General features: G+C 67.4%; 14 protein-coding genes. 3 read left to right on the forward strand and 11 right to left on the reverse strand.

What is annotated here, in order from left to right:
• Positions 1-6: 6 nt before the first annotated feature.
• The 9 genes from pstA to VA603_RS15600 form a co-directional block, all read right to left on the reverse strand.
• Positions 7-885, reverse strand: a complete 879-nt coding sequence (pstA, locus tag VA603_RS15560) for a phosphate ABC transporter permease PstA (RefSeq protein ID WP_323439383.1) — start codon at positions 883-885, stop codon at positions 7-9.
• Positions 885-1,853 carry a phosphate ABC transporter permease subunit PstC gene (pstC, locus tag VA603_RS15565; protein ID WP_323439384.1) on the reverse strand — a complete coding sequence of 323 codons (969 nt, stop codon included), beginning with the start codon at positions 1,851-1,853 and terminating at the stop codon, positions 885-887. The genes pstA and pstC overlap by 1 nt, the downstream gene beginning before the upstream one ends.
• Positions 1,854-2,138: 285 nt before the next feature.
• Positions 2,139-3,230: a phosphate ABC transporter substrate-binding protein PstS gene (gene pstS / locus VA603_RS15570; RefSeq protein ID WP_323439385.1), complete on the reverse strand. Its 1,092-nt coding sequence runs from the start codon at positions 3,228-3,230 to the stop codon at positions 2,139-2,141.
• Between the two features lie 349 nt (positions 3,231-3,579).
• Positions 3,580-4,599 carry a phosphate ABC transporter substrate-binding protein PstS gene (gene pstS / locus VA603_RS15575; protein ID WP_132862642.1) on the reverse strand — a complete coding sequence of 340 codons (1,020 nt, stop codon included), beginning with the start codon at positions 4,597-4,599 and terminating at the stop codon, positions 3,580-3,582.
• 114 nt (positions 4,600-4,713) lie between these two features.
• Complete coding sequence (locus VA603_RS15580) at positions 4,714-5,493, reverse strand: PA3715 family protein (RefSeq protein WP_132862643.1); 780 nt, start codon at positions 5,491-5,493, stop codon at positions 4,714-4,716.
• Positions 5,494-5,739: 246 nt separating this feature from the next.
• Positions 5,740-6,948 carry an OprO/OprP family phosphate-selective porin gene (locus tag VA603_RS15585; protein WP_323439386.1) on the reverse strand — a complete coding sequence of 403 codons (1,209 nt, stop codon included), beginning with the start codon at positions 6,946-6,948 and terminating at the stop codon, positions 5,740-5,742.
• Positions 6,949-7,117: 169 nt separating this feature from the next.
• Positions 7,118-7,756 carry an endonuclease III gene (nth, locus tag VA603_RS15590; protein WP_132866043.1) on the reverse strand — a complete coding sequence of 213 codons (639 nt, stop codon included), beginning with the start codon at positions 7,754-7,756 and terminating at the stop codon, positions 7,118-7,120.
• A gap of 113 nt (positions 7,757-7,869) precedes the next feature.
• Positions 7,870-8,214, reverse strand: coding sequence for a hypothetical protein (locus tag VA603_RS15595; protein ID WP_132862645.1), 345 nt, complete (start codon positions 8,212-8,214; stop codon positions 7,870-7,872).
• Positions 8,215-8,223: 9 nt separating this feature from the next.
• Entirely contained in the window at positions 8,224-9,006 is a 783-nt protein-coding gene (locus VA603_RS15600) for an enoyl-CoA hydratase/isomerase family protein (protein ID WP_132862646.1), read from the reverse strand.
• A gap of 168 nt (positions 9,007-9,174) precedes the next feature.
• Here VA603_RS15600 and VA603_RS15605 point away from each other — a divergent pair, with 168 nt between their 5' ends.
• Positions 9,175-9,876, forward strand: coding sequence for an FKBP-type peptidyl-prolyl cis-trans isomerase N-terminal domain-containing protein (locus VA603_RS15605; protein ID WP_132862647.1), 702 nt, complete (start codon positions 9,175-9,177; stop codon positions 9,874-9,876).
• A gap of 166 nt (positions 9,877-10,042) precedes the next feature.
• On the opposite strand, the gene VA603_RS15610 is transcribed toward VA603_RS15605, so the two are convergent.
• Together VA603_RS15610 and VA603_RS15615 are read right to left on the reverse strand one after the other, a co-directional pair.
• Positions 10,043-11,737: a PA domain-containing protein gene (locus tag VA603_RS15610; RefSeq protein WP_192288008.1), complete on the reverse strand. Its 1,695-nt coding sequence runs from the start codon at positions 11,735-11,737 to the stop codon at positions 10,043-10,045.
• Positions 11,734-12,183: a post-PEP-CTERM-1 domain-containing protein gene (locus tag VA603_RS15615; protein ID WP_192288009.1), complete on the reverse strand. Its 450-nt coding sequence runs from the start codon at positions 12,181-12,183 to the stop codon at positions 11,734-11,736. The genes VA603_RS15610 and VA603_RS15615 overlap by 4 nt, the downstream gene beginning before the upstream one ends.
• Positions 12,184-12,517: 334 nt before the next feature.
• Here VA603_RS15615 and VA603_RS15620 point away from each other — a divergent pair, with 334 nt between their 5' ends.
• Positions 12,518-13,321, forward strand: coding sequence for a CoA pyrophosphatase (locus VA603_RS15620; RefSeq protein ID WP_323439387.1), 804 nt, complete (start codon positions 12,518-12,520; stop codon positions 13,319-13,321).
• Positions 13,318-14,220, forward strand: coding sequence for a sulfurtransferase (locus tag VA603_RS15625; protein WP_425603723.1), 903 nt, complete (start codon positions 13,318-13,320; stop codon positions 14,218-14,220). The genes VA603_RS15620 and VA603_RS15625 overlap by 4 nt, the downstream gene beginning before the upstream one ends.
• Positions 14,221-14,228 lie beyond the last annotated feature (8 nt).

The raw sequence follows: 14,228 nt of genomic DNA on the forward strand, positions 1-14,228 counted from the left end.
ATGGGATCAGTCGTTTGAAATTCGATTGCGCAGCAGCAGGCCGCGGGCGGAGAGGCTGACCAGCAGCACGAACACGGTCAGGACCAGTGCGCCGGCCCAGGCCAGCACCTGCCAGGATTCATACGGGCTGCCGGCGAACTGGTTCATCACCACCGGCACCGAGGCCATCGGCTGGAACACGTTGCTGTTCCAGTACTGGTTGCCGAAGGCGGTGAACAGCAGCGGCGCGGTCTCGCCGGAGATGCGTGCCAGCGCCAGCAGGATGCCGGTGACGATGCCGGCCATGGCGCTGCGGTACAGCACCTGCATGATCACCTTCCACTGCGGCACGCCCAGCGCCAGCGCCGCTTCGCGCATCTGCACCGGTACCAGCCGCAGCATTTCGTCGGTGGTGCGGATCACCACCGGCAGCACGATGAAGGCCAGCGACAGCGCACCGGCGAAGGCGGAGAACTGGCCGCCGGTCTGCATCACGTACAGCGTGTAGACGAACAGGCCCAGCACGATCGACGGCGCCGACAGCAGGATGTCGTTGACGAAGCGCACCACCGTGCCTGCCTTGCGCGTATTGCCGTACTCGGCCAGCCAGGTGCCGGCGGCCACGCCCAGCGGCGTGCCGATGGCGATGGCCAGCGCGCACATCACCGCGCTGCCGAAGAAGGCGTTGAGCAGGCCGCCTTCCTGCATCGGCGGCGGCGTCATCTTGGTGAACAGGTCGAGGTTGATGCCCGGCAGGCCCTTGGACAGCAGCGTCCACAGGATCCAGCCGAGGAAGAACAGGCCGAACAGCGCGGTGGCGCAGGCCAGCAGCAGGGCCAGGCCGTTGGTGATGCGACGACGCAGGTACAGCGCGTCGGCGGCCTTGTGGGAAGCGACGGTGGACATCAGTTGCCCTCCTTGCGGGACAGGCGCAGCAGCATCAGTCGGGCGATGGCCAGCACCACGAAGGTGACGATGAACAGCACGAAGCCGAGCAGCAGCAGTGCCGAGCGGTAGGTTTCGGTGGCTTCGCCGAAGTCGTTGGCGATCAGCGCGGCGATGGTGGTGCCCGGCTCCAGCAGCGACGGGGTCAGGCGCACGCTGTTGCCGATCACGAAGGCCACGGCCATGGTTTCACCCAGGGCGCGGCCCAGGCCGAGGAACACGCCGCCGATCACCGCCGAGCGGGTGTAGGGCAGCACGATGTCCCAGCTCACTTCCCACTTGGTCGAGCCCAGCGCGTAGGCCGACTCCTTCAGGCGGGTCGGCACGGTGAGGAACACCTCGCGCATCACCGAGGAGATGAACGGGATCACCATGATCGCCAGCACGAAGCCGGCGGTGAGCATGCCGATGCCCAGCGGCGGCCCCTGGAACAACGCGCCGATGACCGGCAGGCCGCCGAGGTTCTCGTTGAGGAACGGGGTGACGTACTCGGTCATCACCGGCACCAGCACGAACAGGCCCCACATGCCGTAGATGATCGACGGGATGCCGGCCAGCAGTTCGATGGCGGTGCCGACCGGGCCGCGCAGCCAGCGCGGCGCCACCTCGGTCAGGAAGAAGGCGATGCCGAAGCTCACCGGCACGGCGATCAGCATGGCGATCAGCGCGGTGACGATGGTGCCGTAGATCGGCGCCAGTGCGCCGAACTTGTTCTCCACCGGATTCCAGTCGGCGGAGTAGAAGAAGCTCAGGCCCTGTTCCTGCAGGGCATGGCGGCCGCCCCACAGCATGGACAGCGCGGCGCTGGCCAGGGCGACCAGCACGAAGACGACGGTGGCGATCAGGAACCAGCGGAACAGCCGGTCATTGCGGGCATCGCGCACATCACGCGAGCTGGGCGAAGCGAGGGACGGTGCGATGGCATTCATGGCAGCGGCGTAGGCCCAAGGGGGAGGCGGTTTTGGTTCTGTCCCCGGTATTCCGGGAAGGACACAGCGGTGGCAACGTTGTCCGCGCGGTGGCGGGGGAAGCGGAGGCGTTCGTCATTCCCGCGAAGGTGGGGATCGTTCCTGCCTTTACCCCCGATGCAACCCCGGAAGCAGGAGCGGTTCCCGCCTTCGCGGGAATGACGACAACAGCAACAACGACAACGGTCCTGCGGGTACTGCATGCAACCTGCACGGGTGCGCCCATGGCGCACCCGTGCGATTCCATTACTTGAACTCGGCGGCCCAGTAGCTTTCGATCTGGGTCACCAGCTCCGCCGGCAGCGGCACGTAGTGCAGTTCGTTGGCCTGGGTCTGGCCGTTCTCGAAGGCCCACTTGAAGAAGGCCAGGGTGTCGGCGCTGCGCTTGGCGTCCTTCGGCTGCTTGTGCATCAGCATGAAGTTGGTGGCGGTGATCGGCCACGCATTGGCGCCCGGGGCGTTGGTGATGACCAGGTTGAAGTCCTTGGCGTTGGCCCAGTCGGCGCTGGCGGCAGCGGCGGCGAAGGTCTCGGCGGTCGGTTGCACCCAGCTGCCGGCGGCGTTCTGCATCGACGCGTACGGCATGTTGTTCTGCAGCGCGTAGGCCAGCTCGACGTAGCCCAGCGAACCCTTGATCTGCTGCACGTAGGAGGCGACGCCTTCGTTGCCCTTGCCGCCCACGCCATCCGGCCACTGCACCGAGGTGCCTTCGCCGACCTTGTCCTTCCACTCGCCACTCACCTTGGACAGGTAGTTGGAGAAGTTGAAGGTGGTGCCCGAACCGTCGGAGCGGTGCACCAGGGTGATCTTGGTGTCGGGCAGGGTCACGCCCGGGTTGGCATCGGCGATGGCCTTGTCATTCCACTGGGTGACCTTGCCCAGGAAGATGTCCGCCAGCAGGGCGCCGCTCAGGCGCAGCTGGCCCGGCTGGATGCCTTCCAGGTTGACCACCGGGACCACGCCGCCGATCGCCGACGGGAACTGGCCGAGGCCGGCCTGGGCCAGCTCTTCGCTGGACAGCGGCTTGTCGGAGGAACCGAAGTCGACGGTGCCGGCCTTGATCTGGGCGATACCGCCGCCCGAGCCGATCGACTGGTAGTTGATCTTGGCGCCGGTGGCGGTGTTGTAGTCGGCCGACCACTTCGACACGAGCGGGAAGATGAACGAGGCGCCTGCGCCGGAGATCTCGGCGGCAACCTTGTCACCCGCGGCCGGGGCACCGGCAGCAGCGTTTTCCGGGTTGGAAGCGGCGGGGTTGCCGTTGTTGCCACCGCAGGCCGACAGGCCCAGGGCAATGGCCAGGGAAAGGGCGGCAAGGCCGGTCGTGTGCAGCTTCATGCGTCACTCCATAGCGGGAGAAAGGCTGGCGGCGCCAGCGGATGCGGCTATGAAATGATGTTTTTGTTACAGCCTGATTACATGCTGAAAAAAATCTGAAAAACCCATGTTCATCAATGGGCTACAGGATGCGGTGGGGTGTCCGGAAACAGCCGGGACAGCGGTGCTGTGTGACGCGTTTGGCCTTCCGGATGACGCCAGGGCGGAATGCCGGGGCATGCCCGGCAGGGCCTTCCCGTTGGCACCGCGGCGGTGCGTGGTTCCGTGCTGCCGGGAGGTGCAAAAAAAGGCGCGGATCGCTCGATCCGCGCCTGAGGCGACGAGGGAGAGGGACTCGTCGGCTCTACACTCAGTAACGCGCGTTCTGCTGCCAGTAGGTTTCGATCTGGCGGACAAGGCTGTCCGGCAGCGGCACGTAGTCCAGCTGGCGGGCCTGTGCATCACCGTTGGCGTAGATCCAGCGGAAGTAGTCCAGCGCGGCCTTGGCGCCTTCGGCGGTCTTGGGCTGCTTGCGCATCAGGATGAAGTTGGTGGCGGTGATCGGCCAGGCCTGCTCACCCGGGGCGTTGGTCATCACCAGGTAGAAGTCGCGGGCATTGGCCCAGTCGGCGCTGGCGGCAGCGGCCGAGAAGGTCTCGTCACGCGGCTGCACGAAGTTGCCGGCGGCGTTCTTCATGCGCGAGAAGGTCAGGCGGTTCTGCAGCGCGTAGGAGAACTCGACGTAGCCGATCGAACCCTTGATCTGCTTGACGTAGGCGGCGACGCCTTCGTTGCCCTTGCCGCCGATGCCGACCGGCCACTGCACGCTGGTGCCTTCACCGACGCTGGTCTTCCAGTCGTTGTTGACCTTGGACAGGTAGTTGACGAAGTTGAAGGTGGTGCCCGAACCGTCGGAGCGGTGCACGACGGTGATCTTCGCGTCGGGCAGGGCCAGGCCGGCGTTGAGGGCGACGATGGCCGGGTCGTTCCACTTGGTGATGCGGCCCAGGAAGATGTTGGCCAGGGTCGGGCCGTCGAGCTTCATGGCACCGGCTTCGACGCCGGCCACGTTGATGACCGGCACCACGCCGCCGATCACCGACGGGAACTGCACCAGGCCCGAGGAGGCCAGTTCTTCCGGACGCAGCGGAGCGTCGGAGGAGCCGAAATCGACGGTGTTGGCCTTGATCTGGGCGATGCCGCCGCCGGAGCCGATCGACTGGTAGTTCACCCGCTTGCCGGTGGCGGCGCTGTAGTCGGCCGACCACTTGGACATGACCGGGTAGATGAAGGAGGCGCCAGCGCCGGTGACATCGGTGGCATTGGCGGCGAACACGGACGACGCGGCGAGGATGGCGACGACGGCGCGCGATTTGATGGCGTGGATCACGAATGGCTCCTGGGAGGTGAATGTGCGGTGAGTTCCGCCCGGCGCCTATTCCATAACCATTTGATGACAACGCAGCGTCTGTCATATGACGACGCGGTGACAGCCGCAACCTGCTCAGAAGCTGGCCGTGATCGCCTCCGGCAGCGGGTAGCTGCGGCCCTTGGGTTGCAGGGTGTAGTGCTTGACCGGCAGCGTGTGGCGATCCTCCACGCATTGGCCGGCGGCATCCTCGCGGTTGATGATCCCGGTGATGCGCTCGCGCACCCGCAGGGTGGCAAAGCCCTGTGCCGGCGGTGGCTCCACTTCGAGGGTCCGCTCGACGTCGTTGAACTCGCCGGTGCAGCGGGTGTCCCATTCGCCGCTGAAAAGGTTCATCACGATCTGGCCGGTGACCGGCGTGAGCCGGTCCTTGTCCAGCACGAACAATTGCAGGCGTGTGTCAGAGAACGGGTTGGGCTGCGAGGAGCCACTGCGCGAGATGCGCACGCCGAACGCGCGTACGTCCGCGGACAGGCGGTAGCGGGCGGTGTCCAGGCTGACGCCCTCGATGCGGACGGCGTCGCTGCTCATCGCGCCGGGCAGGCGCACGGTGGCGCGCGGGCGCAGCGTGGTGGTGTCGACCACCAGCAGGTCCAGGTCGCCGTCGCGGTAGGAGCCGTCCTCCTGCCATTCACCGAGCAGCGGCACGGCCATCAGGGTCAGGGAGGTGTCGGCCGGCCAGACACGACAGACGCCCTGGGTGGCGTCGATGCGCATCTGGCCATGTTCCGGCAGGGTGCCGGCGGGCAGTTGCGCATAGGCCTGGCGGATGCGGGTGGCGCTGTCGGCGCCGCAGTCCTGGGCCAATGCCGTGACGGGGAGGGCGAGCAGGAACAGCAGCAGGGCGATGCGCATGATCAATCCGTTGATGACGTAGAACCGCAGCATAGCCGCTCGCCCAGCGAGGGAACGGCCTTGGCCGCGAGGCCGGAAATGCATCCGGCCGCGAAACGATGAACGGCGGACCATGGCTTCCGGCGAAGATCACGACAATGGGTACTCCCGCGTTCGGAACGACGACGGGCTTCGCGGCCAGGGCCGCTCCCCAAAAAAAGAGAACGCCCCTTGCGGGGCGTTCTCCTCGATCATCGCTGCCTGGGCTTACCAGAAGAACTGCAGGCGGGCTTCCAGGATGTTCGGCTTGTCGCTGAGGAAGGTGCGGGCGCTGGAGCTGTACTTCTTGCTGTCGACCATCACGTAGTTCAGCGAGGCCTTGAAGTTCGAACGCCAGTACCAGTTGGCGCCCACGGTCCAGATGTCCATCTTGCCGCCGAGCACGCCGTCCACCAGCGGAGCACCACCGATCACGGCCGGGGCGCGCAGGCCACCGTCGTTCAGGTCGATGCTGTCGAAGCGGGCGCCCAGCTGCCACATGCCACGGCCCGGATCGTCCGGCAGGCCCAGGCTCGGGGTGCCGCCCTTGTAGCCCCAGGTTTCGCCGGTGACGTTCCACACGCCGCTGACGTAGTAGCCGTCGGTGGTGTAGTTGTCATGGTCGTAGCGCTTGACCTTGGAGTTGTAGTACTCGGCCTGGGCCTTGAACGGACCCTGCACGTACATGGCTTCGGCACCGATGGTGCTGATGCGGTCGCTGTCCTTCAGGTCGCCGCTGTCGACCAGGCGCACGGTGGCCAGGTCGGCGTTCGGGCGGGCGCGCCAGCGCAGGGTGTCCGCGTCGGTGTCGTAATCGACGTAGCTCAGGCCCAGGTGCAGGATGTTGCCCTTCTCGTTGATCGGGGCGAAGGTGCCGCGCACGCCGTAGCCGCTGCCATGGGCCAAGTCGCGGGTCAGTTCGCGGCCGAACGCCGACGCGGTGACCGACCAGTCGCTGTCACCGATGCTGTAGCCCAGGCCGAGGCGACGGGCCACGGCATAGGTGTTGGTCACGGTGGCCTTGGAGATGAAGTCGTTGTTCTTGGTGCTGGACAGCTCTTCCAGGCTGTTGGGCTGCTTGAACTGGCCGGCCTGCAGGTAGTGGTTGCTGTTGCCGCCCAGCTTGTACTTCAGGTTGGTGTCCAGGAACTTGTCGGCCTTGGCGTCGTAGCCGACCACCCATTCCACGTTGCCCGGGCCCTTGCCCTTGAGCACCAGCTCGGCGCGGCGCAGCTCGAACTCGCTGTCCTTGCCGTTCTTGGCGACGCCGTTCAGGTCGGCGCGGTCGTTGTCGAACCAGTTGCCATCAGCCTGCACCAGGCCTTCGAAGGTGATTTCGGAGCCGCCGATGACATCGATGGCGATTTCGGCGTGTGCGGCCGGGACAAACAGCGCCGACACAACGGCTGCAGTGAGGAGTTGGCGATGCAGGTTCATGGATGGGTAGCCTTGCAGGCAGGTTGAGGATGCTGCGAAGGCTAGGGCGTAAAGATTGCGTAAATGTGACAGTCCGGCGACGACCTTCCGCGCACGCAACGCCCATGCCCGCGTATTGGACGCGGGCGCTGTTACGGTCAGGTGTCGTGCATATGGCAGCCGGCCGCGCTCAGGCGTCGGCTGTCTTGTCCTTGAAGTGACACAGATCGCGGATCACGCATTGCGGGCAGTCCGGCTTGCGCGCCTTGCAGACGTAGCGGCCGTGCAGGATCAGCCAATGGTGCGCGTCCTGCAGGAATTCCCCGGGGATCACTTTCAACAAGCCATCCTCCACCGCACGCACGTCCTTGCCGGGCGCCAGGCCGGTGCGGTTGGCGACGCGGAAGATATGCGTGTCCACCGCCATGGTCGGTTGCCCGAAGGCGGTGTTGAGCACGACGTTGGCGGTCTTGCGGCCGACGCCGGGCAGGGCTTCCAGCGCGGCGCGGTCGGCGGGCACTTCGCCCCCGTACTTCTGCACCAGGATCGCGCAGGCGGCGATGACGTTCTTCGCCTTGGCGTTGAACAGGCCGATGGTGGCGATGTAGCGCTTGAGCCCTTCCTCGCCCAGGTCGAGGATGGCCTGGGCGGTGTTGGCCACCGGGAACAACTTGCGGGTGGCCTTGTTGACGCCCACGTCGGTGGCCTGCGCCGACAGCGTCACCGCCACCAGCAGTTCGAACGGCGTGCTGTATTCCAGTTCGGTCTTGGGGTGCGGGTTGAGCTCGCGCAGGCGGGTGAACATCTCCCGCACTTCCTCGCGGCTCATGCGCTTGCCGGCACGCGGCGTCGACGGCTTCTTCACCGTCGCAGCGCTTGCTGGGGTGGCGGCGTTGCGGGGCGCGGCCTTGCGCGCCACGGCTTTCTTCACGGTGGGGGCAGTCATGCAGTGGGCTTTCCCGCGGCCCGTGCCTTTGCACGGGCGAGGATGGCGGCCGCTGCCGAGGGCAGGGCGGGTTTGTGGTCCGGTGCCGGCGGTGGCGCGCGGCGTGCTTCGCGTTCGGCCGCGCGCCGGGCCAGCCGTGCATCGCGCGCGCGGTGGCGTTCACGCGCGGCCCAGGCCTGGCGCAGGCGCTGCTGTGCTTCCAGCAACGGCTGTACCTGCGCGGTATCCAGCCCGGCGGCTTCGGGCGCGTACTCCATCAGCCCGGCGCGCACGGCGGCGTCGATGTCGTCGTCGGCGATGAACTGCAGCAGCTGTTGCGGTGTGGCGGTCACGGCAGGCATCGGTGCAGCTCAGCGGTTCCTGAATTCCGGCTTGCGGCGTTCCAGGAAGGCCGAGGTGCCTTCGCGCATGTCCTCGGTGGAGAAGGCCAGGCCGAACTGCGCGCTTTCGTACTCCAGTCCTTCCTCGATGCCGCACTCGCCGCCGACGTTGATCGCGTCCAGGATGCCGCGCAGTGCCAGCGGCGCGGCATGGGCCAACTGGGTGGCGATCTTCAACGTCTCCGCCTCCAGCTCGGCGGCCGGCACCACCCGGTTGACCAGGCCCAGTTGCTGGGCGCGGGCGGCGTCAATCGGCGCGCCGAGCAGACATAGCTCCAGCGCCGCGGCACGGCCGGCCAGGCGCAGCAGGCGCTGGGTGCCGCCGAAGCCCGGCAGCAGGCCCAGGTTGATTTCCGGCTGGCCGACCTTGGCGCTGTCGGCGGCGATGCGCAGGTGGCAGGCCATGGCCAGCTCCATGCCGCCGCCCAGCGCAAAGCCGTTGATCATCGCGATGACCGGTTTTTCCAGGCGTTCGATGCGGCGCATCAGGCGCTGGCCGACCAGCGAAAAGTCGCGCCCCTGCACCGGGGTCAGGCCATTCATCTCGGCGATGTCGGCACCGGCCACGAACGCCTTGGGGCCGGCCCCGGTCAGGACCACCACGCGCACGTCGTCGGCCTGGCCGGCCGCGGCGAATGCCGCATCCAGGGCTTCCAGGGTCTGGCGGTTCAATGCATTGAGCTTTTCCGGACGTTGCACGGTGATGGTGCGGATACCGTCGCGGGTGGCGATCGAGACCGGGGCGTCGGACATACGGTGAAGCTCCTGAAAAGTTAAAAAAAAGTGAGTTTTGAACTAAATCGAACCCATGTGGGTCAGAGCCCGGGTCGTCAGTGGCGGAGCGCCTTTGTGACGGCTATCCTAACCCGTCGCCTCAAGCGGCATGGTTGCCCTGAGACACCTTCCCTGGAGAACAGTTTGATGAAGTTGCGTTCTATCGCGGTCGCCGTGGCCGCTCTGGCCATCACCGGCACTGCATTCGCCCAGGACGTCTCGTCCGAAAAGGGCAAGCTGAGCTATTACTTCGGCTATGACTACGGCAACAACCTGGCTGAACTCACCGGTCGCGGCGAGCAGCTGGACATCGCTTCGGTGGTGAAGGGCCTGCAGGATGCCTACGCCAAGAAGCAGCCGGCGATCACCGCCGACCAGCTCAAGCCGGCCGTGGAAGCCTTCCAGCGCCGTGAGCAGAGCCGCGCCCAGGCCGCCAAGGCCGAGTACGACAAGGCCGCTGCCGACAACAAGACCCGCAGCGACCAGTTCATCGCCGCCAACCGGGCCAAGCCGGGCGTGCAGGCGCTGGCCAGCGGCGTGCAGTACCGCGTGATCGAAGCCGGCAACGGCGCCAAGCCGACCCAGGCCAGCACCGTTGCGCTGGAAGTGGCCGGTCCGTTCCCGTACGGCCAGCGTCCGACCGAAGCCCGCCCGGCCCAGTCGATTCCGTCGATCAAGGTCAGCGAAGTCGAAATGGCCGCGATGCGCGAAACCCTGCTGCAGATGCCGGCCGGCGCCAAGTGGGAAGTGACCCTGCCGCCGGAACAGGCCTACGGTGCCGACCCGCGTACCCCGTTCCCGCCGAACGTGGCCGTGCAGTTCGAGATCAAGCTGGTCAGCGTGAAGTAATCCACGCCAGTTGCATGGAAACACGAAGCGCCGGTGCGAAAGCATCGGCGCTTTTTTGTGGGTGTAGTACATCCGGATCGATTCCGGGCTTACGCGGAAAGGGGCCTGACACACGACCGGCGCCACGCGGGCGCCGGTCGTGGTACTGCAGAGTTGAAGCGCGGGCTTACAGCGATGTCACCTTGGCCGCGCAGGAGCGGATGCTGGCCTGCTCGACGTTGCTGACCATGCCCAGTGCCTTCAGGTCCGAGGCGGTGTCGTTCATGCAGCGCAGGTAGGCGCCGCGGTTGCCGTTGGCGCTGGTACGGCACAGGCGGTCCTGTGCCTGCACGTTGGCACCGGCGATCAGGCCCGGGTTCTTGAACAGTTTCACGCCGGTATCGCAGGTGCCGATACGCGCCGTGCCGGTGTTCAACACCCAGCCCTCGTCGGCGAACACGCCCAGGGTCAGGTCGACGATGCGGGCACCGTCGGTTTCATCACTGTTGGCCGGCTCCATCAGGGCGTCGGGGATCAGCACGCTCTCGAAGTGCGAGAACGACGAGCCGCTGGCGACCGTGGCAGGGGCGTACAGCAGCGGACGCCCGCTGGGATCGGCACCGGCCATCTGCCCGGCCACTTCGCCCAACGCCGCGGTCATCGCCGCACCGCCCTGGGCTCCGGCCTTGATGCGGTTGGCATCGGTCAGGTTGACGCTGACGGTGGGAATGTTGGCGGTGACCGTTGCATCCTCGGCCATGCCCGGTGCGGTGCCCGGATCACCGGAGCTGGCCACGTTGCCGATGATCGCCGCGACCGCCCCGGCGGCTTCGGCGTTGGCGGCCTTGATCTCGAAGGCGCAGCCGCCGCGGTTGATGTAAGCCACCTTGCCGGTAAGGCTGCCGGCTGGCAGGGCCTCGCAGGCATCGGCGGTGTCGCTGCCGGTGCCGTCATTGGCAACCACCACGCTGCCGGCGAAGTTGTCGGAGGTGGCCTTGGGCCCGAACGAAGCCGTGCCGTAGAACTGGGTGACCAGGGTGGGGCTGATGCCGCTGATGGACAGCACCACCGCCGGATCCAGCCACAGCGGCGCCTGCGCACGGGTGCTGGCACCATTCCAGGCCGGGCCGCCGCGGGTCTTGATCGAGGTGGCACGCAGCGCGTTGGTCATGCTCGCGTCGGTGAAGCGCTTGCCGGTGAGGTTGTCGAACGCATTGTCGGTGTACACGTCCGAATAGCCGTAGTAGCTGGGGATGCCGGTGCGTTCGCCCAGGCGCCCGCTGGTGTAGCCGACGAAGCCGGAGAAGCCCAGGCCGTGGCCGATCTCATGCAGCACCACGTCCAGGAAGTTGATCTGCCCGGCCGGCGTCTTGCCATCGAGCCCGTAGTACCAGCCCGAACCGGTCATGCACGGCGTGCCGTCCGGATTGGTGCCGCCCAGGTTGTTGTTGAAGCGGCTGGTGATGTCGGTGCCGGACGAGCTGATGCTGATGCGCGAGCCGTTGATCGCGTTGGCCAGCGGGCCGTGGTAGATCATGCCGAGCTGGCTGCCCGAGGGCGCGGAGGTGGCGATCCATGCTGCGCCGGCCGAGCCCAGGGTGCCGCCGGTGGCGGTGCAGGTCAGGTCCTGGAAGCTGGCACCGACGAAGGTTTCCACGTCGCTGTTCAGCACTGCCCCCCACAGGTCGGCGGCGTAGCGGTAGACGATGCGGCGCTGTTCACCGACGGTCTTGCCCGGGTTGCCGCCTTCCGGCGCGCGTGCGGTGGGGTCATTGAGGCCCTTGCCAACCGGGTCCTGGTTGACCGGGGTGATCACGGCCGCTTCGGCCGACGCGGCGAACAGGCTGGCGCCGATCAGGGCGCAGAGCAGATGCGTCTTCATTTGCTGACCTCCTGGCGTCCATGCGACGGCGGTGCGCCGTTCTCCAGCACCTGCACGCTGCCATCGGCAGCGCGTTCGACGGTGAGCGAATTCATTGCCGAGACCGGCAGTTCCGCGCTGCTCATGCCGTTGGCATGGGTGCGGATGGTGGCGGTGGCCTGGGCGCTGTTCTGCGGCATGCGTGCCCAGGCGGCGTTGGTGGCGGTGCTGCTGCCGGCGGCGCTACGCGCCGTGGCGGGCATGGCGTTGGCCTTCTCGGAGAGGGCGCGGATTTCTGCGTCGGTGAGCTTGCGCAGCTTGCCGGTGGTGGGGTCGATGCCGGCGACCATGCCACTCTCGGCCGTGGTGGCCGGGGCTTCGGTGGTGGGTGGTTCGGCGGCGTGGGCGGCAAGGCAGGTGCCCAGCGCAAGCGCGGTCAACAACAGGGAAGGTTTTGCCACTTTCATTTCTGGCTCCGTTACAGAGTGAAAAACGAGAGGCCCCAGCGCAACGAAGGCAGCAGTGGTGTGGTGGGCGTGCCACCGGACCCTGCGGACTGCGTGACGTGGTTTCGTGTTTCCCCCTGACGGCAACCCGAGTGTGCATGGGGATGAACGTCAGTTCAATAGACTTGATGTCCGTCACAAATTTTACTGTGCGGGCGGCAGGGCGCCGCCGTTGGGGCACGGTCGTTCCGCCCGCATCGCGATCACCGACCCGCGTGGAACAGCGCGACATCACGCCCTGCCCAGCCTGTGCGCTGTCCTCGCGCCGCGCTAAGCTGGGGAGATGTCTGAATTGATGGGTTCTCCGGTTCGTGCCGTCTCCAGCCCCTGCATCGGTGTGTGCGCACTGGACGCGGAAGGCCTTTGCCGAGGGTGCTGGCGCACGGGAAACGAGATCGGGAGCTGGATGCGCATGAGCGAGAGCGAGCGTCGCGGATTGATGAAGCAGGTGTTGCCGGGGCGTGCGCGCCAGGCGGCCAGCTTCGCCGAGCGCCTGGCCGGGCGTGATCGCCTGCAGCAGGCCCTGCTTCCGCTGACCCGCGTGCCGGCCGGACCGGGCTGGAACCGCAGTGAACTGGAAGACCTGTTGCCGCCGGGGCCGCCGGTGGAGGCCGCGGTGCTGGCCGGGCTGGTGCCGCGCGCGCAGGGTACGCAGGTGCTGCTGACGCGCCGCACCGAGGCATTGCGCAACCACGGGGGGCAGGTCGGCTTCCCGGGCGGCCGGATGGAAAAGCGCGACCGTAATCCCCTGGCTGCCGCGCTGCGCGAGAGCAACGAGGAAATCGCCTTGCCATCGCAGCAGGTGCTGGCGCTGGGGTACCTGGACCCGTTCATCACCATCAGCGGCTTCCGGGTGACGCCGGTGGTGGCGGTGGTGGACCCGGATTTCGTGCCGCGCCCGGAGCCGGGCGAGGTGGCCGAAGTATTCGAAGTGCCGCTGGACTACCTGATGGATCCGGCCAACCTGCGCCACGTGGACGTGGAGCACCGCGGCCGGGTGCGGCATGTGCTGGAGTACACCTGGCCGGGCCAGCGCATCTGGGGAGCCACGGCCGCCATCCTTTACAACCTGCGTCGTCGCCTGGAGCACGTGAGATGAGCCTGACCGGATTGCCGTGGACCACGCTGGTCGATGTTCCCCGCCTGGCCGCCGCGCTGGCCGGGCCGTCGGTGCAGGTGCTCGATGCACGCGCCACCGCCAGCACCGCGGTGCGGGTGGTGGACGCGCGTTTCTCGCTGGCCGACCCGCAATCGGGGGCGGCGCAATACGCGGCGGGGCACATCGCCGGCGCGCTGCATGCCGACCTCAACCGCGACCTGTCCGACCTGGGCAGGCAGGGACATGGCCGCCACCCGCTGCCGGACAGCGACACCTTCGCCGCGACGCTGGGCCGCTGGGGCATCGGCCCCGACACCCAGGTGGTGGTCTATGACGCCGCCGACGGCAGCATGGCGGCCGCGCGCCTGTGGTGGCTGCTGCGCCTGATCGGCCACCGCAGCGTTGCCGTGCTCGATGGCGGGCTGGCGGCCTGGCAGGCGGCCGGCCATCCGCTCGACAGCGAGGTGCCGGAAGTGACCGCGCTGGGGCCGTATCCGGGCCGGTTCGACATGGACCAGGTGGTGAGCGCCGACGAGGTGCAGGCGCGCCTGGCGCAGCGGCCGGGGTGGCTGGTGGACGCGCGCGCGGCCGAACGCTATCGCGGTGACGTCGAGCCGCTGGACCGGGTCTTCGGCCACGTGCCGGGGGCATTGAACCGGCCGTTCGGCATGAACGTGCATGAAGGGCGCCTGCGCCCGGCGGCGGAACTGCAGGCCGAACTGGGCGCGCTGCTGGGTGACCAGCCCGCCCGGGAGACGGTGCTGATGTGTGGGTCCGGGGTGACCGCCTGCCACCTGCTGCTGGCGTTCGAACATGCCGGCCTGGCGGGGGCGCGCGTGTTCGCCGACTCCTGGAGTGGCTGGTCCAGTGATCCGTCACGACCCGTGGCGGTAGGCTGACACGCGAA

The organism is Stenotrophomonas capsici (assembly GCF_034961085.1).
Lineage (GTDB): Bacteria > Pseudomonadota > Gammaproteobacteria > Xanthomonadales > Xanthomonadaceae > Stenotrophomonas > Stenotrophomonas capsici.